Here is a 20,262-nt window from a genome sequence, read left to right as displayed (position 1 = left end):
TGTTTTTGGGGGCGTTCTGGGCCGTGGACCCCCCCCCGTGTGTTTTTCCCCCCCCCCCCGGTCGGGCCCCCCCCCCCCGGGGGGGGGCGCCCCCCCCCCCCCCCCCCCCCCCCCCCCGGTTCCTGCAACAGCCGTGGCCTCAGCCGGTGAAGAGCTCCTCGGCGACGCGGATGGACCGGTTGCCGTACGCGATCTGGTTGAGAATCCTGCCGTACACCGGTGTGTGCCGCAGCGCCGCGGCCAGCTTCGGACGGACGCGGGAGGCGAACGCGCCGTGCGAGAGCATCGCCCGGCTCTGCATCGTCTGCACTCTGTTCACCCGGGCGATGTCGGGTGCCCGGCGCCGCTCGAACGCGGAGAGGACCGCGTTGCTCGTGTCGCCGCGCCGTACCGCGTCCGTCAGGACCGGGTGGAGAAGCGCCGCGTCCTGGACGGCGAGATTGATGCCCTGGGCCCCGATGGGGCTGTGGGTGTGCGCGGCGTCCCCGATCAGCACCAGCCCGTCGGCGGTCCAGCGCTCGGCCCGCCCGGAGAAGACATCCAGCAGGCTCAGGTCGCGGGGAGAGCTGATCTGCTCCGCGATGAGATCCGCGTACGGCGGTACGGCACGGGCGAGTTCGGCCTTCACATGGTCGATCCCCTTCGCCGCGATCTGCTGGTAGCCCTTGTGCGGCAAGGTCCAGCCGACCTGGATCAGGTCAGGGTAGGAGTCGTACACGAGGACCGGGCTGCCCTGCGAACGGAACACCCGCACGTCCCTGAGGCTCCGCTCAGGCTCCGTCTTCCCGTGGGCGCGCAGCTTGAACCAGAGGACGTCCAGGTCGAACGCCTCCGTGCGTCCCGCGTCGATGCCCGCGAGCCGGCGGACCTTCGAGAACCGGCCGTCGGCGGCGACGACGGCCTTCGCCCGCACCACGACGGGCCCGCCCGCACCGTCCGCCCGCACCCCCGCGATCCGGCCGTCCTCGCGGACCAGTCCGGAGACCCTGCGCCGGTCCAGGTAGGTGAAGCCCTCGAACGCGCCGCAGTGCAGCAGGAGTTCGTCGAGCACATGGGCCTGCGGAATGCTCAGCAGGTGGTCGTACGGCGTCGGCAGGGCACGGTAGTCGATGTCGAGCAGCACACGCTCCTGCTCGACGAGCCGGAAGCGGGCGTGCTCGTGGCAGCCCCGGGCGCGGGCGCCGGCGAGTACGCCCAGCCGGTCGAGCAGCCGCATGGCGCCGGGCTGCAGGATCTCCCCGCGGAACTCCCGCTGTCCGCTGCCGTTCTTCTCGACCACGGCGACGCGCAGCCCCGACTTCACCAGCAACAGCGCGAGCACCAGGCCTGCGGGGCCCGCCCCCACGACACAGACGTCGGTGGTTACCTCGTCCTCGTCAGTCATCGTCCTCTTTCTCCTCTGTCCGTCCGCCGGTCTGCTGTCCGTCCGCCGGTCCGTGCCGGCCCCTTTTCGGCGCCTGTCGCCGATGCATGCCGCACCCGGCCGGCTCAGAGCAGGCCGAGACCACCGTCCGCGGTGATGACCTGGCCCTGTATCCAGCGGGCCTCGGGGGTGCAGAGCAGCGCGACCACGTCCGCGATGTCCTCGGGAGTGGTGAGCCGCCCGGCCGGGGTGCGAGCCGCCAGGGCCTTGATCGCCCCGGGGTTGGGGGTCTGCGCACCCTTGTCGATCTTCGCGGTGGCGACGGCGTTGACCGTGATGCCGCGGCCCGCCAGCTCGACCGCCAGATAGCGGACGAGGCTCTCCAGCGCCGCCTTGGCCAGACCCTGCCCCACGTACTGCGGGATCACCGAACGCGCCCCGCTGCTGGAGACCGCCACGATGCGGCCCCCGCCCTCCCCCATCGCCTCGGCGAGCAGCGGCGCGGCGACGAGCAGCGGGTCGATGCCGGCGGCTATGTCGGCGCGCACCAGGGCCGGGTCGGCGCCGACGGCCGGCGAGGGGTGCCAGGAGGCCGCGTTGTGCACGAAGATGTCGAGCCCGCCGTGCTCGTCACGCACCCGGCCGAGCAGAGCGGCCAGTTCGTCGGGTCGGGTCACGTCGGCGCGCAGGGCGACGGCGCCGCCCTTGAGGCCCGAAAGGGCCGCGACGGCACGGTCCGCGTCCGCTTCGTCGTGCGCCCAGTTGACGATCACCTGGGCTCCCGCGGCGCAGAGTTTCCGGGCGACGGCGAACCCGACGCCCCGGCTCGCGCCCGTGACGACGGCGGTCCGTCCCTCGAACGAGCCCGCCGCCGGCCCCACGCCGGTGCCGGATTCCGCCGCGGTCATGAGGCCACCGCCGTCCGCAGCCGTGCTGCCAGGGCGTCCCTGAGCGTGCGGCGCTGGATCTTCCCGTTGGCGGAGCGCTCGATGCCGTCCACCACTTCGACGTGGTGCAGGTGCTGGTAGTACGGGACGTGCTCGGCGACGTACGCGGTGATCGTCGCGGCCGCGGCCGCGGGGTCGCCCGCGCCGTCCGCGAGGACGACGTAGGCCGCCGCGACGGCACCGTGCGCCGCGTCCGGCAGGCCGACGACGACGCTCTCGCGTACCAGCGGATGGCGTGCGGTGACCTGCTCGATCTCGGACGGTGCCACGAGGAAGTTGTCGCACTTGAAGACGTCACGCAGCCGGTCGACGACGAAGAGCCGCCCCGACGCGTCGACGCGGCCGACGTCACCGGTGGTGAACCAGCCGTCCGCGTCGGTCTCCGTGTGGTCGGGCCGGCCGAGGTACCCCTTCATGATCTGCGGTCCCCGCACCTGCACCTCCCCCACGGCGTCCCCGTGCAGGACCTCGCCCGTGCCGGTGTCGACGATCCGGCATCCGGTGCCGCGCACGGGCCGCCCGACCGAACCGTGCACCGGCTCGCGCGGGTCGTCGCAGTGGGTGAGCGGCGAGGTCTCCGCGAGCCCGTAGCCCTGGAAGACGGGGACGCCGAAGCGTGCGGTGAGCGCACGCGCGGCGGATACGGGGAGTGCCGACCCTCCGGAGGCGAAGTACCGCAGGCTCGCCGGTCTGACGTCGTCGTCGGCCGGTGCGCCGGCCAGGCGGGCGAGTCGTACCGGAAGGCTGTAGAAGTGGGTGGCGCCCGCCAGGCCGGCCGTGCGGACGGCGTCCACCGGGTCGGGTGCGGCGCAGAGGACCTGCGTGGCACCGGCCCGCACCGCCGAGTTGAGGTGCATCGGGTGGTAGGTGGGAAGGTGGTTGAGGGTCACCGATGTGCTGTCCAGAAGGTGGGTCTCGGCGATCTGGGCGGCGTTCGCGGTGAGGTTGCGGTGGGTGAGGCGCACTCCCTTGGGCAGTCCGGTGGTGCCGCTCGTGAACTGGACGCAGGCGACGTCGTCAGGACCGGCCCGCCGGGCCCCTCCGCTGGTGCGGCCGGTCCGTTCGACAAGTCCTGCCAGGGTCTGCACGCCCGGGACGGCGCCTTCCTCCACCGTTCCGATGAGGATGACGTGGCGCAGGTGCGGCAGCTTCCCGCGCAGCGGCCGCAGCCGTGCGTACAGGGCCGCGTCGACCAGGGCGGCCTGGGCCTCGCAGAGGGCGAGCACATGCAGCAGGCCCTCCTCGCGCAGCAGCGGGTTGATCACTGCGGTGACATGGCCCGCGCGCACCGACGCGTAGTAGGCGACGGCGAAGTCGGGGTCCAGGACCGAGGCGACGGCGATCGTGGATCCGGCCTCGGGCAGCAGCCCCCGCAGGACGCCGGCTGCCGCGTCGACCTGCTGCTCCAGTGCGGCGAAGTCCAGGCTCCGCTCCCCCGCGGCGATCGCGGTCCGCTCCGGGTGTGCCAGGGCGGCTTCGGCGACCAGGCCGTCGAGCGTCTGTCCGTCCGGCTCAGCCACGGCGGCCCTCCGCGAAGTCCTTCGCGTGCCCCAGCGTGGCGCGGGAGTTGGTGCTCAGCGCGGTCCGGACGAACTCGCGTGCCTCGGCCACTCCGGCGTCCGCCCCGAGGATCGCGGTGATGTTGGCGGTGTTGAGCGTGACGGTGTGCTGGGAGGTGGCGAGGGTGGCGTCCCCCTCGGCGGCCAGGGTCCAGCGCCCGGTGTGCAGCTGGAGCAGGGCGGGCAGGGTGATCTGCTTGTACGCGATCGACTCGTCGGGGAAGCAGACGCGGATGGACTTGGTGGTGTGGGCGGAGCCGTCCTTGGCCAGCGTGTCCATCTCCAGTGTCTGGAGACCGGGGGTGTCCTCGGTCAGCTCGACGCGGGTCACGTGCGGGAGCCGGTCGGTCCACCGGCCGGCCTCGTTGAGGAAGTCGTAGACGTCCTTCGCGTCGCCGTCGATCCGGACGGTGTCCTCGAAGGAGAAGCTCAGTTCGGCCTGGTGGGTGGCTCGTTCCACGTTCTCCTTGAGCGCGGCGAGCTCGGATCCGCTGTTGCGGTCGACGGCCTCGTCGATCCACTTCAGGTCGTCGGGGTTGTCGTCGACGGCCCGGTAGTCGTGCAGGAGGCGCACCCGGGACCGGTCGCCGGCGAGCGGCTCGATGACCCAGGTGCCGCCCATCGCCGCGACCGGCGGGGCGGATATCTCCTGCCGGAAGGTGATCCGCAGGTCGTCCGGGTCGAGGGTGCGGCGCGAAACCCAGTTCTTGGCCGTTCCGTTGGCGGTGGCCCAGATGCGGATGCGCTCCTCGTGCCCGCCCTGTTCGACCTGGTCGACGTAGACGCTGGGCGGGAAGATGCGGGGCCAGTTGGTGACGTCGGCGATGAGCCGGTAGACGTCGGCGGCCGGGGCGTGCACGGTGATCTCGTGCTCGACCTCGCGTACGGTCATCCTGAAACACTCTCCTCTGCTGGTACGGGCGTGCTGCGGCAGGTCAGAAGTTGCCCAGACCGCCGCACACGTTGACGGCCTGGGCGGTGATGGAAGCGGCGGTGTCCGTGGCGAGATAGCCGACCAGGCCGGCCACCTCCTCCGGCGTGGAGTAGCGGCCCAGCGGGATCTTGGACCGGAACTTCGTGAGGATCGCGTCCTCGGAGGTGTCGTACGCGGCCGCGTACCCCTGACGGACCCGCTGCGCCATCGGCGTCTCGACGTAACCGGGGCAGACCGCGTTGACGGTGATCCCGGTCGGTGCGAGCTCGTTGCCCAGCGCCTTGGTGAACCCGACCACGCCGTGCTTCGACGCCGAGTAGGGGGCGCCCAGCACCACGCCCTGCTTGCCCGCGGTCGAGGCGATGTTCACGATCCGGCCCCAGCCGCGTTCCCGGATGCCGCCCTTGCGCAGGACGGCCCGGGTCATCAGGAAGACGGAGGTGAGGTTGGTCGCGACGACGTCGTCCCACAGTTCGTCGTCCAGGTCGGCGGTGACTCCGCCGCCCGACCGGCCCGCGTTGTTGACCAGGACGTCGATCCGCCCGAAGCGCTCGACTGCGGCGTCCACCAGCGCGGCGACGCTCTCGGCGCTGCGTACGTCGGCGGTTGCGCCGTCGACGTCGTAACCCTCCTCGCGCAGCTGCTTGACCGTGAGAGCCACGCTCTCCGCGGTGCGCGCGCAGATGAAGACCTGCAGTCCCGCGCTGCCCAGCGCACGTGCGGACGCCAGACCGATCCCGCTCGTGGCGCCGGTGATCAGCGCGACCTTCTGCTCCTTGCCCGTCATGCTGCGTGCTCCTCTCAAGCCCGTGGCACCTCGGTGAGGTGGACCGGGCAGGAGCATCCGCGTACGGGCTCGAAGCGGGATCGAGCAGCGCTGGACGCGCGGCGGTCGACCGGCGGTCGAGAGCAGCGCGAGGGGCGTGGTCCAGCATCCTCGGCAGACAAGGAAGCTCACCGGGCAGAAGGGAACACCATGACCGTGACGGACGAGGCGACCGCCGTCGGCGAGGGGACGCTCCACCTCCAGGTCCAGCAGTTCTACGCGCGGCAGATGCAGCTGCTCGATGACGGCCGGGTCCAGGAATGGGCCCTGACCTTCACCGAGGACGGCGTCTTCGCGGCCAACGCGCACCCCGTGCCCGCCGAGGGCCGCGACGCGATCACGGCCGCGGCGGCGAAGGCGACGGCCGAGTACGCGGCGAAGGGTGTGCAGCGCCGGCACTGGCTCGGCATGCTGACCGTCGAGCGGACCGGACCGCTGACGGCGACCGCGCGCTGTTACGCGCAGGTCATCGAGACCCCCCGGGGCGGGCAGGCCGCGCTCCGGGTCAGCACCCTGTGCGAGGACCGGCTGGTGCGCGAGGGGTCCTCGTGGCTCGTCGAGCACCGCAGCGTCACCCGCGACGACCTGATCTGACCGCTGCGGGCCGGGTGCCCGCCCACCGACCGACTGCCCCCGTCCGCATTCCCCCGGCGGACGGGGGCAGTCGCATGCCCTTCCGCGGTCGTACGGTCTTCCGCGTCGTTGCCCTTCCGCGGTCGTACGATCTGCCGCGGTCGTCGCCCTTCCGCCATGGCCGCGCGACGACGACGCCGGCCGTGGCACCCCGTCGGGTGCCACGGCCGGCGTCGTACGCGGAGCCGGTCAGGCGGCCGCCGCGGCCGGCCGTGCTGCCAGCGCCTCGTTGATGAAGGCGAGCAGGAGACGAGGAGTTCCCGCCTCGGCGACCGTGTCGTCGGAGAGCTGGACCTCGTAGTCCCGCTCGATGCGCCCGGTGGTCTGGAGGACCGCCAGCGAGTCGTAGCCGAGGTCGTCGAAGGGGGTGTCCAGCACGTCCCCCGCCAGGTCGACCGTCTCGTCCTCGCCCGCGCACTCCCGCAGCAGCGCGGTCAGCTCGTCGAGTGTCATGTCAGCCATGGTTGTTCCCATCTCCCGCAGTCTTCTTCCCGTGCCCGGCGGGCGGTCTGCCCCCGGGGTCTCGCAATCGGCCGTACCGAACTGGTCGTACCAAGCCGTCCGTGTGCGCGTGCCTCGCCGTCCCTGTGGCGTGCGTGCCGGACGCCGCGCGGCGGACGGCGGTTCTCCGCAGGCCCTACGGCGCCTCGACGACGGCCGCCGCGTTGAATCCGCCCACCCCGCGTGCGAGCACGAGGGCCGTGCGCACCTCGCGGCGTTCGCGGGGGGCTCCCGTGACGAGGTCGAGGTCGATGCCGTCCGCGAGCCGGTCCACGTGGACGGTGGGCGGCAGGACCGAGTCGCGGATGGCGAGGAGGGCGGCCGCCAGGTCGAGCGAGGCTCCGCCCGCGCCGAGCCGGCCCGTCATCGTCTTGGGCGCGGTGACGGGGACGCCTCCCGGACCGAACACGGCCGTGATCGCGTCCGCCTCCGCCCGGTCGAGGCCGGGAACGCCCGCCGCGTCGGCGAGGACGACGTCCACGGCGCCCGGCTCCACACCGGCCTCGGCCAGCGCCAGCATGATGGCGCGCCGCAGTCCCGGCTCCCCGCCGGTGCCTGGTCGGGGATCGAACGTCGAGGCGTAGCCGCTCAGTTGTCCGTAGACGCGGGCACCGCGCTCCTGTGCGCAGATCGCGTCCTCCAGGACGAGGATCGCGCCCCCTTCGCCCACCACATGTCCGCGGGCCCCGGCGTCGAACGGCACGAAGGCCCGCGCGGGGTCGCCCGAGGTGCTGAGCCGCCGGCCGGACAGATGGGCGGTCCACCCCCACGGGCAGACCGTTCCGTCGACGCCACCGGTGACGATGACGCTGCTGCCGCGGCGCAGTTGGCGCCGGGCCTGTGCCACCGCGTCGAGGCCACCCGCTCCCTCGCTGACCAGGACCCCGCTGGGCCCCCGCAGCTTGTGCCGGATGGCGATCTGACCGGAGTTGACGGCGTAGAACCAGGCGAACGACTGGTAGGCGCTGACGTACTGACCGCCCTTGGACCACAGGGCCTCCAACTCCCGCTGGCCGAACTCGAAGCCGCCCGCGGAGCTCGCGGTGACGACGCCGGCCGCGTAGTCGGGGAGCGCCCCGGTGTCGAGCCCCGAGTCGTCGAGGGCCTCCTGCGCGGCGACGAGGGCGAGCCTGGTCGCGTGGTCGGTCTGGGTCAGCAGCCGGCTGGGGATGTGCTCGGTGGCGTCGAACCCGGGCACCTCACCGGCGAGAGTGGCGGGGTAGCCGGAGGCGTCGAAGCGCGAGACGGGCCCGATGCCGTGTTCGCCCCGCAGGGTGGCGTCCCACCAGGCCCGCGTGCCCAGGCCGTTGGGGGCGGTGACGCCGATGCCGGTGAACACGGCCTTCGCCGTGCCGCGTGCCGAGCGGGCCGGCACGGCCGTGTGCTCCAGGACCTCGCCGCTCATGCGGTCCTCCTCTCGGGACGGGTGAGCACCATCGCGCTCTGGAATCCGCCGAATCCGCTGCCGACGCTGAGCACCGTGTCGATGGCGCGCTCACGGGCCTCGCGTGGGGTGTAGTCGAGGTCGCACTCCGGGTCCTGCTCGTGCAGGTTGGCGGTGGGCGGCACGACACCGTGCTCGATGGCGAGCGCCGAGGCGGCGATCTCCAGCGATCCGATGGCACCCAGGGAGTGGCCGATCATGGACTTGATGGAGCTGACCGGTGTCGCGTACGCGTGGTCGCCGAGGCTGCGCTTGAAGGCGGCGGTCTCGTGCCGGTCGTTCTGTTTGGTGCCCGAGCCGTGGGCGTTGATGTAGTCGATCGCGGTGCGGTCCAGCCGGGACTCATCGAGGGCGACACGGATGGCCTCGGCCATCTCCGCCCCGTCCTTGCGCAGTCCGGTCATGTGGTACGCGTTGCAGCGCGATGCGAACCCGGCGATCTCCGCGTAGATGTGGGCGCCGCGAGCTCTGGCCGCGCCCAGCTCCTCCAGGACGAAGACCGCGGAACCCTCTCCGAGCACGAAGCCGTTGCGGGAGGCGTCGAAGGGGCGCGAGGCGGTCTCCGGTTCGTCGTTGCGCGGCGATGTCGCCTTGATCGCGTCGAAGCAGGCGACGGTGATCGGCGAGATGGGTGCGTCGCTGGCCCCGGCCACCATCACGTCGGCGGTGCCCTCGCGGATGAGTTCCACGGCGTGCCCGACGGAGTCGAGGCCCGAAGTGCAGCCGGTGGAGACCACGGAGGCGGGGCCCTGGGCGCCCACGCTCCATGCGACCTCGGCCGCGAACGAACTGGGCACGAAGTAGTCGAACAGGTGCGGTACCGCGTACGCGGGGTCGACCAGCCACTTGGCCCCGCCGTCACTCACCACCTCGTACTCGGTGTCGAGGCTGGTGGTGGCGCCGACCGCGCTGCCGATGGTGACTCCGGTACGGAAGGGGTCGGCCGCCGAGAGGTCGAGGCCGCTGTCGGCGACCGCCTCGCGAGCGCTGACGACCGCGAACTGCGCGGCCCGGTCCATGCGCCGGATCTCCTGCGGGCCGAGCCCCTCGCGGGCCGGGTCGAAGTCCGCCTCGGCGGCGATCCGGGAACGGAACGAGGAGGCGTCGAAGTGGCTGATGGCCCGGGTGGCGGTGCGCCCGCTGGTCAGCAGGGACCAGAACTCCTTGGCCCCCACCCCGCCGGGAGCGACCACGCCGATTCCGGTGATGACCACGCGCCGGCTCATCGCTGCCTCCTCATTCGTTGGTCTGCGTCCGCCTCGGGGCGGCGGAGATGCTGTCCCGTCACGTCGTCACGGCCTTTCTGCTGTGCCTTGGACTGTCCGATCGAGCTGATGTGCCGACCCTGCACGCCCTGGCTCAAACCGCGCTCGACTCGGGCCGGAGATCCCGCAGTACGGCTCCGACCTCCCGGCGGATCACTGCGGGCAGGGCCTTGTCCCGTACGAAGAGATGGCCGCCCTGCACGGTCCGGCGGCGGAAGTCACCGGAGGCGTAGCGCGCCCACTGGTCCATCCCGGCGGGCGGCGCCACCGGATCGCTGTGGCCGGCGAGGGCCAGGACCGGGGTGTGCAGCGCGGTACCGGCGCTCCGGATGAGGTCGCGTGCCAGGCGCAGGTCGTCCCGGAGGGGTGGCAGTACCCGCCGCCGCCAGATCCCGCCGCTCTCCGGCTCCAGGGCCGCCTCCCGCGGCAGTACGCCCAGGTGTACGAGGAGTTGGAGAAGCCGGTCGTCAGGGAGCTCGGCGCCGCCCGCCAGGGAGGACCGCAGGTGCGGCGGAAGCGCGGCTCCGATCACCAGGGCCCTGGCCGGCCGGCCTGCGGCTTCCCTCGCGGCGGCGAGGGTGTAGGCCACCAGTCCGCCCAGGCTGTGCCCGTACAACAGGTACGGGCGGTCGTCCGCGCGGGCGGTGAGCCTCTCCAGTTCGTCGAGCAGCGCGTCCCGGTCGGTGATCCGGCGTTCCCTGACCCGTGCGTCGCGGCCCGGCAGGAGTACCGGCACGACCTCCAGCGCCGCACCGAACCGCTCCTGCCAGCGTGCGAAGGCCGAGACTCCGGCACCCGCGTGATGGAAGCAGAACAGGAGCGGTGGTCCGGGGAGGGTGCTCATTCCTGGACCAGCGCCACGGCCCGGGTCCAGCCGGCGCCCGCGCCCGCGATCTTGACCGGGAAGCAGGAGACCTGGAAACCGGACGCCGCGGGCAGTGCGGACAGGTTGGCGAGCCGCTCGACCTGGCAGTACTCGCGGCGGCGGCCGGCGAAGTGCGCGGGCCACAGCGCGCCGCGGTCTCCGGTCTCCTTGAAGGTGCGCAGCATGTGGCCGAACGGGGCGTCCAGACTCCACGCGTCCGTGCCGATGACCCGCACTCCGAGGTCGAGGAGATGATCGGTGGCGGGTCCGTCGAGGCCGGCGAAGTCCGTGAAGTAGCGGGGCGTTCCCACATGCTGTGACGCACCGGTGTTGAGCAGCACGATGTCGAAGGGCCGGATGTCGTGGCCGGCCTCGGCGATCGCCTTCTCCAGGCGGTCCAGGCCGATGGCTCCGACGGGGGCGTCGGTGAGGTCCAGAACCACGCCGGGCCGCAGGAACCAGTCGAGCGGCATCCGGTCGATGTGCCGGGGCACGCCGTATTCGCCCATGGAGCCGTAGTGGGAGGGGGCGTCGACGTGCGTGCCGGTGTGGCTGGTCAGTGTCAGGGTGTCCAGCGAGAGCAGTTCGCCGCCGGGCAGGTCGGCCGGATCGAAGTCGATGCCGAAGTGGCTCTTCATCTCCTCGGCCATGTGCCGGGCGCCCTCGGCGGGCGTGAGGATCTCGTGAATCACCGGGTCGGGCTCCCAGAAGGAGGCGTCCACCGGGGAGGACAGATCGATGAGGCGTACGTCGGACAAGGCGACCCCCAAGGCCGTTCGGACCCGCGGCCCGGTCGGACCGCCGCCGCACCTTGACCAGGTGGCCTCGACGACCGGTGGACGGCCGCTCGAATCCGGCCCCGGCGGGCAGCCGCGGTGAGGCCCCGTGTCCGGGGGACCGGACACGGGGCCGTGGGACCGCCTGGACCTGGATGCTTCGACCGGGAGGGGCGGGCTGGAGGGGGTACCCGCCCGTTCGGTGACGCGTCCCTCAGGCGGCGAACAGGTCCAGCACGCGGCGCCGTTGGGAACCGTTGTGCTCCAGGGCCGGATCGCCGGAGAGCACCGCCTGCTGGAGCCGCTTGAGCCGGGGCGAGGGCTCGAGGCCCAGTTCCTCGACGAGCTTGCCCCTCAGCTGCTGGTAGACCTCCAGGGCCTGCCAGGGGCGGCCCGAGCGGTACAGCGCCACCATGCGCTGGGCATGGAGGCCCTCGTGCATGGGGTGACGGATCGTCATCTCGCTGAGCTCGGTGAGCAGGACACCGTCCCGCCCGAGGCGCAGCTCCGCCTCGATCCGGCGCTCCAGGGTGGAGAGCCGGCTCTCCTCGAGACGTGCGAGCTCGATCTCCAGGATCGGGCCGGTCCGTACGTCGACGAGGGCCGGGCCGTTCCACAGACCGAGCGCCTCGCCGAGGTAGGCGCAGGCGGCCTCGTCGTCGCCGTGGTCGAAGGCGTCCCGCCCCGCGGCGGCCAGCCTGTCGTACTCGTGGACGTCGACGGCGCCGGGCTGGATCTGCAGCAGATACCCGCCGTGCCGGGTGATGAGCACGTCGCGTGAGATCTCCGCCGAGGTGACCCCGTGTGCCGCGACCAGCTTGCGGCGCAGCTGGAGGATGTACGTCTGCAGGGTGGTGAGGGCGCTGCGCGGCAGGGCGTGACCCCAGATCTCCTCCATGAGGGTCGGTACCGGCAGCACCTGGTTGGCGTGCACGGCCATCAGGGCAAGTATCTGCCGGGGCTTGGCCGCTGTGGGAACGATGGACCGGCCGCACGCTTCCGCGGTGAGCGGTCCAAGGACCTTGATGTCCATGTCTTCCTCCGTGAGTGCCTCCAATGGTCCGTCGGGACCGGGACCGGTGATGGTCCTTTCGAGGCACTCCGACGATGTCCCCGGCGGGGGTCCCCGAGCCAGTGCCCTCGTCCCTTTCCCTGGCCTGGATCGGTACCGGGAGAAGCCGTGAATCTTTCATGTCTCCACTCGTGACAGCGGCACTGGCTCGTTCGGGCCGGCCCCCGGCAGACTGCGGACATCGCCTCGCAGACGGCTCAGCAGGCGGACGCGGCACCGCTCATCCGCACCACCCGTGACGCATTCCCGTCACTTCCTCGTCCCATCCCTTCACACCCAGGAGCGACTCCGATGAACGGCATCACCTCGCTGCACACCGACCGCCACGACGACCTCGTCATCGAGGACCTGGTCCAGGAAGCACAGCCGGTCACCGAAGCCAGCCTGTGCATCTGCTGGGTCACCTCCGTTCACCAGGGACAGACCGACTCCGCCGTCTCGGCCACCCGCGCGCTGTGACGGCGGCCGTGCAGCACGCGTCCACGGCGTCACTGATCGGTTTCAAGCCCCATCTCCAGGTGGAGACGGTGGCGGGAGAGGCGGCGTATCTGATCTCCGGCCGCCGGGTGACCGCTCTGCACGGCTCAGCCGTCTCCATCCTCGCGCCGCTGCTCGACGGCACCCGTGATCTGCCGGAACTGCGTTCCGCGTGCGCCGGGCTGCTCGCCGGGGAGCAGGTGGAACGCCTGGTGGCCCGGCTGGACGGGGCCGGCCTGCTGCGCCGCCACGAGCAGGACGGATCTCAGGGCCGGCAGGCGTACTGGGATCTGGCGGGCATCGACGGCCCGCAGGCCGCCCGCAGCCTGGACACCCGGTCCGTGCGCGCCCTCTCCGTCGGCCGCACGGACGTCGGGCGGCTGCGTTCCGCCCTGCGGGCCGCGGGTCTCCTCCTCACCGACGATGCGACGCAGGCCGCCCTGACGCTGGTCCTGTGCGACGACTACCTCAGTCCCGAGCTCGCGTCCGCGGCCCAGGCCCTCAAGGACGCGGGGGCCAGCTGGCTCCCGGTGCAGGTCAGTGGCCCGGAGATCTGGGCCGGCCCGGTGTTCGGGCCACCGGGGTCCGGGGACGGCCCCTGCCTCGACTGCCTCACCGACCGGCTCTGGCGCGGCCGGCAGGCGGAGGCCCATGTGCAACGGCTGCTGTCGCGGCCGGGTCCGGCGCCGCGCCCCGACTGCTCCCTGCCCGCCGCGCTGGCGACCGGGCTGCACCTGGCCGCGCTGGAGGCCGCCAAGTGGCTGGCCGGGCACCGCGATGCGCACCAGTCCGCCCTGTGGACCCTGGACACGCTGACGCTCGAAACCGGTCACCACCCGGTGAAACGCCGCCCGCAGTGCGCCGGTTGCGGTGATCCGGGCCTGGTGGGCCGGCAGGTCCGGCAGCCCGTGCGCCTGGTCTCACGGCCCAAGCGGGACACCTCGGGCGGCGGGCACCGCTCCGCGTCGCCCCGCGAGGTCATGGACCGCTTCGGTCACCTCGTCGACCCGCTGACCGGTCCGGTCGCGGAGATCCGCCGGGATCCGCGCGGGCCCGAGGCCCTCAACTGCTTCCATGCCGGACACAACCCGGTGGTCGGCGCGGCCGGGCTCGACGCGCTGCGCGCCGGGCTGCGCCACACCAGCTCGGGCAAGGGCGTGACTCCTCTGCACGCGAAGGTGAGCGCTCTGTGCGAAGCGCTGGAGCGCCACTCCGGGTTCCACCAGGGCGACGAGCCGGTGGAGCGCGGCAGTTACCGCGCGCTGGACGCCGATGCCGTGCACCCCGACAGTGTTCAGCTCTTCCACCCGCGGCAGTTCGAGGGCCGTGCCGGCTGGAACGCCGCCCACGGCGCCTTCCACCAGGTGTGCGATCCGTTCGACGAGGACGCGGCCATCGACTGGACGCCCGTGTGGTCCCTCACCGAGGGCCGCCGGCGCCTGCTGCCCACGTCGCTCCTCTACTTCAACGCTCCCCAGCCTCCGGGCCGCGCCTTCTGCTGGGCGAACTCCAACGGGGCTGCCGCGGGCGCCACGCTCGAGGACGCCGTCCTGCAGGGCACTCTCGAACTCGTCGAACGGGACGCGGTCGCGCAGTGGTGGTACAACCGCACACGGCAACCAGGCATCGGCCTGCGCGCCTCGACGGACCCGTGGACCGGCGAACTCCTCACGCTGCACGGCGACATGGGCCGCGAGGTGTGGGCGCTCGACCTCACCTCCGACCTCGGCATCCCGGTCGTGGCCGCCCTCTCGCGCCGTACGGGCGCCGCTGCCGAGGACATCGTGCTCGGCTTCGGCGCGCACCCTGACCCGGCGGTCGCCCTGCGCCGCTCCCTGACCGAACTCAACCAACTCCTGCCGTACGTCGTCGAGTCGAGGACCGACGGAAGCGGGTACGGCACCACGGATCCGTCCGCGCTGCGCTGGTTCCGCACGGCCACCCTCGCGAGCGAGCCGCACCTGCGTCCCGACCACGACGCGCCCGTGGCACGGCGCAGGACCGCGCCCACCCGGAACGTGGCCGACGACATCACCGCGGTGCAGAACCTGCTCACCGAGCAGGGCCTCGACCTCCTCGTCCTGGACCAGACCCGGCCGGACATCGGTCTGCCCGTGGCCAAGGTCGTCGTCCCGGGGCTGCGGCCCCACTGGGCGCGGTACGCGCCGGGCCGCCTCTACGACGTACCGGTCCGGCTCGGCAGGCTGAGTGCCCCGCTGTCGTACGACGAACTCAACCCCGTACCGCTGTTCCTCTGAATCGCATCTCCCGTCCCCCATCCCGAACGGCCCTCCCCTATGCGCATCGCCCAGCTCGCCGGCAACGCCCTCACTGAGCTGTGGTCGCTGCGTACGGACACCACGGTCCACCCCGCCGAGCCGCCGGATCCGGCCGGCCGGGTCTCCGTGCTGCTGGTGCGTACCTGCTGGGAGACCACCCGGGTCGAGGCTCCCAGCCCGCAGTTCGTGGAGCTGCTGCGCCGGATGCAGTTCGGCCCCGTCTCCCCGGCCAACGTGGTGGATTCGTTCCCCGCCGTGCTGGCCACCGCGGAGAGCCTGTCCGTGGAGGCGGCGGCGTTGGAGGAGGAGCTGGCCCAGGTCCAGGGAAGCGTGGTGCGCACCCTGGTGCTGGGGGCGACGCCGCTGCTCTCGGTGGTCCCCACCGGACCGGGCGCACGGTTCGACCCGCGGCTGCTCCCGCCCGGCCGGCCTCGCCGGCTCTCCCGGTTCGCCGTGCTGCACAGCGTTCCGGGCGGGCTGTGCCTGCAGTCCCCGCTGTCGCACCACCGTGTCGAGGTGGAACACCCCGGGGTGGGCTGGTTGCTGGGCGAGCTCGGGGACGGCCGGGCCGGGGCGGTCCGGTACGCCGAGCAGCGGCCACTGGCGGCCGACGCGGTCGAGATGACCCACGCCTACCTGGCCGCGGCAGCCATGGTGACGCCGCAGTACGGCAACGCGTATGCCGAGGACACCGATCCGGCGCTGAGCGGCTGGTCCGCCGCCGAGCTGTTCGTGCACACACGCAGCCGGATCGGCAAGCCCGGCCAGGAGCCCGGGCTGACCTTCGCACCGAAGGACCGGACGGCGCCGGCCGCCCCGGCCCGGGACGAGCCGGCCGGGGTGCAGCTCCCCAGGCCCGTCCTGAGCCGGCTGAGAGACACGGATCCCTCACTGACCGAGGTGCTTGAACAGCAGGGCCTCACAAGGGAGTTCGCCACCACGGCGCCCACACTCGAGCAGCTCGGCGAACTGCTCTACCGGACGGCGCGGGCCCGGGCCGGGGGCCGCCCCCACCCGGGCCAGGGCGGTGTCCGCACCCTGGAGATCTACGTCATCTCCGTGCACTGCCGCGACCTGCTGCCGGGCGCCTACCGCTACCACCCGCACACGCACCGGCTGGAGCCGGTCCCCGGCGACCGGGAAGCAGCCGACGCCCTGCTGGCGGACGCCCGTACGACCGCCGGCCTCGACCAGCTCCCGCCTCTTCTCCTGGTGCTGACGACACGAGTGCCCGAGGGGCCGAACCGTCACCGTCCCGGCGCGTACACCGAGGTGCTGAAGGAGGTGGGCGCGCTCCAGCAGACGCTCCATCTCGCCTGCACGGCGATGGGTCTGGGGGCACACGTCCTGACGGCGGGGGGTGTGGAGGCCGTAGCACAGGCACTCGGACTCGACTGGCTGGCCGAGCCGAGCGTCGGGGAAATCATCCTGGGCCTGCCCGCCCGGCTTTCCACAGAAAATTGAATTGTCATCGATCTCGACGGCGGACCGCGGCACACAGCTCCGGCATAAGTGAATCCAATATTCCGATTCCATCGTCGCCCCAGGCAATCAGAATTCTCCCACCCCTGCCGTTCGAACCTTTCCTCTATGCTCACACTCAGCAGCGGACACCCCGCTGCCTGGGGGGACAAGTATGACTGGGATCAACCCAATCGAATCATCCATGGAGGAACATCAGTTGGGCCGCGATCTGGCCCCACGTGTCGCTACCGGCATCACCGCGGTCGTCCTGTGCGGATTCTTCGGCATTGCCTCCACCTACATACTCGCAGCTCGTCCCGGCCCGACCATGGTCGCAGGAGCATTCGCCCTGCTGCTCGCCACACTCTCCGTTCAGCTGCTGCATTCCTTCGCGCGCCCACTGGTGGCCTCATTACGGCCGAAAAGGGTGACGCTCGTGGCCCAGACCGCGCTCACCTATGCGCCATTCAGTTTCCTGGGGAAGGCCTGGCTCGGGATGCCCGGGTTCCTCGCGGCCTCCACCCTGCTCCTGCTTCCCGCCGCACTGGCCTGGCCGGCGTTCGCCCTGGAAGTCGTGGCCACGGACCTCATCGAGCTCAAGATGGGCACCACGCTTCCGGACGTCGCCTACACGACCGTCGCCACGATCCTGACGGCGCTCGTGGTGTACGGCCTGTCGCGCCTGAGTGAACTGGTCGCCGAAGTGCACCGGTCACGGGCCGAACTGGCCCGTCTGGCGATCGCTCAGGAACGGCTGCGCTTCGCCCGCGACCTGCATGACCTGCTGGGATACAGCCTCTCGGCGATCACGCTCAAGTGCGAGCTGACGTACCGGCTCGTGCCGAAGCAGCCCGAGCGGGCGCAGGAGGAGCTCACCGAGATCCTGCAGACCGCGCGCCAGGCCCTGACCGACGTCCGCGCCGTGACGCGCGGCTACCGCGACATGTCCCTGTCGGCGGAGGCGGCCACCGCCGAGTCGATGCTCTCCACGCTGGGCGTGCAGACCACTGTCCGGCTGAACTGCGGTCCCCTGCCGACCGCAGCGGACACCGTGCTGGCCACCGTGCTTCGCGAGGGCCTGACCAACATGCTGCGGCACAGCAAGGCCGAGGCGCTGGAGATCGAGGCACACCGCGAGGGGGATGTGGTGCGCCTGAGCGTGGTCAACGACGGGGTGGGCCGGATCGGCCGCATTCCCGGCGCCGGCCTCACCCCCGGCAGTGGCATCACCAATCTGACGGTGCGCGTCGAGGAGCTCCGCGGCCGGCTGCACGCGGGCGTGCGGGCCGACGGCCTTTTCGCCCTGGTCGCCGAAGTGCGGCTGGACGCCGCCGAATCGTGCGCGCGGGCCGGGCGGACCGAACCGCAGGAATGCCCCGGCTGAGCGCAGACGCCGGACACGGCGACGCGACGGGTCAACAGGCCTGGCGGCGGATGGCGTCGAGCAGCAGCGCCTGGCGCAGCGGCGCGGCCGTATCGTCCTGGTGGCCCGCGCGGACGGCGTGGGCGAAGGCCCGCAGGGTGGCGGTCACCTGGTCCGCCGCTTCGAGGACGATCTCCTCGCAGCCCCCCGCGCGCTCCAGCCGCACGACCGGCCGGTGGTCGGCGGGCGGTGTGAAGACCCGGTCCACGGTGATCCTCCCTTCGCTCCCCCACAGGGTGTAGGCGTTGCGGTAGGCGTGCTTCATTCCGAAGGCGAGGTGGGCGACGACACCGGAGCCGGTGCGCAGCAGGACCGATCCGCCGGTGTCGACTTCGTCTCCGGGGGCCCGTACGAGGGCCGCGCCCACGAGGCGCGGATTCTCGTCGAGCAGGTGGAGCGCGGCTCGTACGGGATAGACGCCCACGTCCCACAGGGCGCCGCCGCCCAGCTCCGGCCGGAGCCGGATGTCGTGCGGCGGCAGCGAGGGGATGGCGAACTCCGTGTCGAGGGCGCGTAGTTCACCGATGGCTCCGGATGCCACCAGTTCCCGTACGCGCTCGTGCTGGGGGTGGTGGACGAACATGACGTTCTCCATGAGCACGAGTCCGCGGGCGCGGGCGAGTGCGAGGAGACGGCGGGTGCGGGCCGGGTCGAGGGTGAGGGGCTTCTCCGCGAGGACATGTTTGCCCGCGCGCAGGGCCGCCTCGGTCCACTGCTCGTGCAGGGCCGCGGGCAGCGGGACGTACACGGCGTCGATGTCGTCACGGTCCAGGAGTTCCCCGTACCCGGAGACGGGCCGGGCCCCGAAGGGTCTGCCGGTCGCCTCGGCCTTCGCCGGGTCCCGGCTCGCGACGGCGGCCGGCACCGTCTCCGGCAGGGCCGCCATGGCCGGCAGCATGCGGCGGCGGGCGATGTCGGCGCAGCCGAGGACCCCGATGCGGACGGGGGAGGTCAACGCGAGGACCCCCCGGTCCCTGCCGGCGCCGCCGTCCCGCGGGACATCGCGTGGAGGCAGGCGATCAGGGTGCGGGCCTGGACGTTGACGTAGTGGGAATGCTGGACCAGGGTGCTGAGCTGGCCCGGCGTGACCCAGAGGTAGCCGTCGGGCTCCTCGGCCAGGTCGGTGTCGACGACGAGGTAGCGGGCCTCGGCGTTGAGGAAGCGGCCGCCCTCCTCCGCGTGGACGGCCTCGTAGCGGATCCGGTCGGGGCCGGCGGCGAGGACCTCGTCGAGGAAGCGGGGCCGGTCGTCGCCCTTCAGGTGGGCGTAGTTGGCCGGGGTGTACTGGACGGTCGGGCCCAGCTCCACGGTGTCGAGGAATCCGCCCTCGACGCGCGCGTGCACGAGTACGTGCGGCTCACCCGCGATGTCACGGGCCAGGAAGGCGGCGACGCCCCGGGCCACCGGCTCGAACAGCGGCTGACTCCAGCGCGTCACCTCCCGGCTGCCCGCGTACACGTTCACACCGACGACGTCGAAGTAGCGGCCCTGCCCCTGGGACACCGCCGTCTCCCCGCGCGCCCAGCCGGGCAGTGACGCCAGCGGGACCCGCTCGGCGGTCACGTCGTGCCGGGAGCGCTCCGCGGTGAACCAGGAACGCACCTCGGTGTCGGTGTGCAGTCCCCCGGGCCCGCCTGTTCCGCTCTCGGGCGGTACACACGCCAGTACCGTGCGCGAGTCCATGTTGACGACGTTGTCCCGCAGCAGGAGTTCGCCGATCTGGCCGAGGGTGAGCCAGCAGAAGTCGGGGTCCTCGGGCACGTCCCCCGACGCCTCGACGATCATGTTGCGGTTGCTCTTGTGGTAGAACCACGACCCGTGTTCGGACTGGAGCACGTCCGCGACGACCGTCCCGCGGCCGGGGTCGGTGAAGTACTCCAGGAACTTCACGTCGGCGCCCTTGTGGACCTTGGTGTAGTTGCTGCGGGTGGCCTGGACCGTGGGCGACAACTGGAGCAGGTTCGGGTTTCCGGGCTCCATCTTGGCCTGCATCAGGCAGTGCAGGATCCCGTCGAACTCCTTGACCAGAATGCCGAGGATGCCGACCTCGGGCTGCTTGATGATCGGCTGGTACCACTCCTCGCGCCGGGTGTGGTCGTCAGTGGTGACGTGCAGTCCCTCGACGGTGAAGAAGCGGCCGCTGCGGTGGCCGAGGTTGCCGGTGACGGGGTCGAAGGACCAGCCGTCGAGCCGGTCCAGGGGAACACGCTCGATGCGGAAGGAGTGGGCCTTGCGTCGCCCGTCGAGCCAGTCCGCGAAGTCGCCGGTCGCCAGGTGCGCCCCCGCGCGGGCCGCGGCCGACCGGGCGAGCCGCACCGCCAGGTCCGGGTCCGTGCGCGGCTTGAGCGCGGGCGGGGCGGTCATGGTGGTCATGCGGTGCCTCCAGTCGAGGGGGTCCCGTGGCCGGCGTCCGCCGGTCACGGGACGGGGATGC

The 20,262-nt window shown here is 72.1% G+C and carries 18 protein-coding genes; 5 read left to right on the top strand and 13 right to left on the bottom strand.

The window, feature by feature from the left end:
- Positions 1-139: 139 nt before the first annotated feature.
- The 5 genes from ACIBJG_RS00950 to ACIBJG_RS00930 all read right to left on the bottom strand — a co-directional run bounded on the left by ACIBJG_RS00950 (position 140) and on the right by ACIBJG_RS00930 (position 5,590).
- Positions 140-1,384 carry an FAD-dependent oxidoreductase gene (locus ACIBJG_RS00950; protein ID WP_399302547.1) on the bottom strand — a complete coding sequence of 415 codons (1,245 nt, stop codon included), beginning with the start codon at positions 1,382-1,384 and terminating at the stop codon, positions 140-142.
- Between the two features lie 104 nt (positions 1,385-1,488).
- Positions 1,489-2,271 carry an SDR family oxidoreductase gene (locus ACIBJG_RS00945; protein ID WP_399302545.1) on the bottom strand — a complete coding sequence of 261 codons (783 nt, stop codon included), beginning with the start codon at positions 2,269-2,271 and terminating at the stop codon, positions 1,489-1,491.
- Positions 2,268-3,830, bottom strand: a complete 1,563-nt coding sequence (locus tag ACIBJG_RS00940) for a class I adenylate-forming enzyme family protein (RefSeq protein ID WP_399302543.1) — start codon at positions 3,828-3,830, stop codon at positions 2,268-2,270. The genes ACIBJG_RS00945 and ACIBJG_RS00940 overlap by 4 nt, the downstream gene beginning before the upstream one ends.
- Positions 3,823-4,761, bottom strand: coding sequence for an aromatase/cyclase (locus ACIBJG_RS00935; RefSeq protein WP_399302541.1), 939 nt, complete (start codon positions 4,759-4,761; stop codon positions 3,823-3,825). Before ACIBJG_RS00935 ends, ACIBJG_RS00940 begins: the two co-directional genes overlap by 8 nt.
- 43 nt (positions 4,762-4,804) lie before the next feature.
- The gene (locus ACIBJG_RS00930) at positions 4,805-5,590 is read right to left on the bottom strand and encodes an SDR family NAD(P)-dependent oxidoreductase (protein WP_399302539.1); all 786 of its coding nucleotides are present in this window, start codon (positions 5,588-5,590) and stop codon (positions 4,805-4,807) included.
- 189 nt (positions 5,591-5,779) lie between these two features.
- On the opposite strand from ACIBJG_RS00930, the gene ACIBJG_RS00925 reads away from it, so the two are divergent.
- Complete coding sequence (locus ACIBJG_RS00925; protein WP_399302537.1) at positions 5,780-6,223, top strand: nuclear transport factor 2 family protein; 444 nt, start codon at positions 5,780-5,782, stop codon at positions 6,221-6,223.
- 228 nt (positions 6,224-6,451) lie between these two features.
- On the opposite strand, the gene ACIBJG_RS00920 is transcribed toward ACIBJG_RS00925, so the two are convergent.
- From ACIBJG_RS00920 to ACIBJG_RS00895, 6 genes are all read right to left on the bottom strand, one after another.
- Positions 6,452-6,724, bottom strand: a complete 273-nt coding sequence (locus tag ACIBJG_RS00920) for an acyl carrier protein (RefSeq protein ID WP_399302535.1) — start codon at positions 6,722-6,724, stop codon at positions 6,452-6,454.
- A 175-nt stretch (positions 6,725-6,899) separates the two neighbouring features.
- Positions 6,900-8,168 carry a ketosynthase chain-length factor gene (locus tag ACIBJG_RS00915; RefSeq protein WP_399302533.1) on the bottom strand — a complete coding sequence of 423 codons (1,269 nt, stop codon included), beginning with the start codon at positions 8,166-8,168 and terminating at the stop codon, positions 6,900-6,902.
- Positions 8,165-9,433 (bottom strand): beta-ketoacyl-[acyl-carrier-protein] synthase family protein, encoded by a 1,269-nt coding sequence (locus ACIBJG_RS00910; RefSeq protein WP_399302531.1) that lies wholly within the window; start codon positions 9,431-9,433, stop codon positions 8,165-8,167. Before ACIBJG_RS00910 ends, ACIBJG_RS00915 begins: the two co-directional genes overlap by 4 nt.
- Before the next feature lie 133 nt (positions 9,434-9,566).
- Entirely contained in the window at positions 9,567-10,316 is a 750-nt protein-coding gene (locus tag ACIBJG_RS00905; RefSeq protein ID WP_399302529.1) for a thioesterase II family protein, read from the bottom strand.
- Positions 10,313-11,095, bottom strand: coding sequence for a cyclase family protein (locus ACIBJG_RS00900; protein WP_399302527.1), 783 nt, complete (start codon positions 11,093-11,095; stop codon positions 10,313-10,315). Before ACIBJG_RS00900 ends, ACIBJG_RS00905 begins: the two co-directional genes overlap by 4 nt.
- 232 nt (positions 11,096-11,327) lie before the next feature.
- Positions 11,328-12,146, bottom strand: a complete 819-nt coding sequence (locus ACIBJG_RS00895; protein ID WP_399302525.1) for a BTAD domain-containing putative transcriptional regulator — start codon at positions 12,144-12,146, stop codon at positions 11,328-11,330.
- 330 nt (positions 12,147-12,476) lie between these two features.
- Between ACIBJG_RS00895 and ACIBJG_RS00890 the strand changes: the two genes are divergently transcribed.
- From ACIBJG_RS00890 to ACIBJG_RS00875, 4 genes are all read left to right on the top strand, one after another.
- Positions 12,477-12,644: a hypothetical protein gene (locus tag ACIBJG_RS00890; RefSeq protein WP_399302523.1), complete on the top strand. Its 168-nt coding sequence runs from the start codon at positions 12,477-12,479 to the stop codon at positions 12,642-12,644.
- Positions 12,641-14,920 (top strand): TOMM precursor leader peptide-binding protein, encoded by a 2,280-nt coding sequence (locus tag ACIBJG_RS00885; RefSeq protein ID WP_399302521.1) that lies wholly within the window; start codon positions 12,641-12,643, stop codon positions 14,918-14,920. The genes ACIBJG_RS00890 and ACIBJG_RS00885 overlap by 4 nt, the downstream gene beginning before the upstream one ends.
- 39 nt (positions 14,921-14,959) lie before the next feature.
- The gene (locus ACIBJG_RS00880) at positions 14,960-16,405 is read left to right on the top strand and encodes a SagB family peptide dehydrogenase (RefSeq protein WP_399302519.1); all 1,446 of its coding nucleotides are present in this window, start codon (positions 14,960-14,962) and stop codon (positions 16,403-16,405) included.
- Positions 16,406-16,607: 202 nt separating this feature from the next.
- Positions 16,608-17,789: a sensor histidine kinase gene (locus tag ACIBJG_RS00875; RefSeq protein WP_399302517.1), complete on the top strand. Its 1,182-nt coding sequence runs from the start codon at positions 16,608-16,610 to the stop codon at positions 17,787-17,789.
- Positions 17,790-17,820: 31 nt separating this feature from the next.
- On the opposite strand, the gene ACIBJG_RS00870 is transcribed toward ACIBJG_RS00875, so the two are convergent.
- Together ACIBJG_RS00870 and ACIBJG_RS00865 are read right to left on the bottom strand one after the other, a co-directional pair.
- Positions 17,821-18,783 (bottom strand): Gfo/Idh/MocA family protein, encoded by a 963-nt coding sequence (locus ACIBJG_RS00870; protein ID WP_399302515.1) that lies wholly within the window; start codon positions 18,781-18,783, stop codon positions 17,821-17,823.
- Positions 18,780-20,192: an NDP-hexose 2,3-dehydratase family protein gene (locus ACIBJG_RS00865; RefSeq protein ID WP_399303262.1), complete on the bottom strand. Its 1,413-nt coding sequence runs from the start codon at positions 20,190-20,192 to the stop codon at positions 18,780-18,782. Before ACIBJG_RS00865 ends, ACIBJG_RS00870 begins: the two co-directional genes overlap by 4 nt.
- Between the last annotated feature and the right edge of the window lie 70 nt (positions 20,193-20,262).

Source organism: Streptomyces sp. NPDC050422 (assembly GCF_044458665.1).
Taxonomy (GTDB): Bacteria; Actinomycetota; Actinomycetes; order Streptomycetales; family Streptomycetaceae; genus Streptomyces.
Note: the sequence above shows the minus strand (reverse complement) of the source record. Positions and strands in the feature narration are given on the sequence as shown.

Bases quoted from the DNA above. Each gene is read 5' to 3' on its own strand.
- ACIBJG_RS00950 (WP_399302547.1), bottom strand. From the start codon at position 1,384: ATGACTGACGAGGACGAGGTAACCACCGACGTCTGTGTCGTGGGGGCG.
- ACIBJG_RS00945 (WP_399302545.1), bottom strand. From the start codon at position 2,271: ATGACCGCGGCGGAATCCGGCACCGGCGTGGGGCCGGCGGCGGGCTCG.
- ACIBJG_RS00935 (WP_399302541.1), bottom strand. From the start codon at position 4,761: ATGACCGTACGCGAGGTCGAGCACGAGATCACCGTGCACGCCCCGGCC.
- ACIBJG_RS00930 (WP_399302539.1), bottom strand. From the start codon at position 5,590: ATGACGGGCAAGGAGCAGAAGGTCGCGCTGATCACCGGCGCCACGAGC.
- ACIBJG_RS00925 (WP_399302537.1), top strand. From the start codon at position 5,780: ATGACCGTGACGGACGAGGCGACCGCCGTCGGCGAGGGGACGCTCCAC.
- ACIBJG_RS00920 (WP_399302535.1), bottom strand. From the start codon at position 6,724: ATGGCTGACATGACACTCGACGAGCTGACCGCGCTGCTGCGGGAGTGC.
- ACIBJG_RS00915 (WP_399302533.1), bottom strand. From the start codon at position 8,168: ATGAGCGGCGAGGTCCTGGAGCACACGGCCGTGCCGGCCCGCTCGGCA.
- ACIBJG_RS00910 (WP_399302531.1), bottom strand. From the start codon at position 9,433: ATGAGCCGGCGCGTGGTCATCACCGGAATCGGCGTGGTCGCTCCCGGC.
- ACIBJG_RS00905 (WP_399302529.1), bottom strand. From the start codon at position 10,316: ATGAGCACCCTCCCCGGACCACCGCTCCTGTTCTGCTTCCATCACGCG.
- ACIBJG_RS00895 (WP_399302525.1), bottom strand. From the start codon at position 12,146: ATGGACATCAAGGTCCTTGGACCGCTCACCGCGGAAGCGTGCGGCCGG.
- ACIBJG_RS00890 (WP_399302523.1), top strand. From the start codon at position 12,477: ATGAACGGCATCACCTCGCTGCACACCGACCGCCACGACGACCTCGTC.
- ACIBJG_RS00880 (WP_399302519.1), top strand. From the start codon at position 14,960: ATGCGCATCGCCCAGCTCGCCGGCAACGCCCTCACTGAGCTGTGGTCG.
- ACIBJG_RS00875 (WP_399302517.1), top strand. From the start codon at position 16,608: ATGGAGGAACATCAGTTGGGCCGCGATCTGGCCCCACGTGTCGCTACC.
- ACIBJG_RS00865 (WP_399303262.1), bottom strand. From the start codon at position 20,192: ATGACCGCCCCGCCCGCGCTCAAGCCGCGCACGGACCCGGACCTGGCG.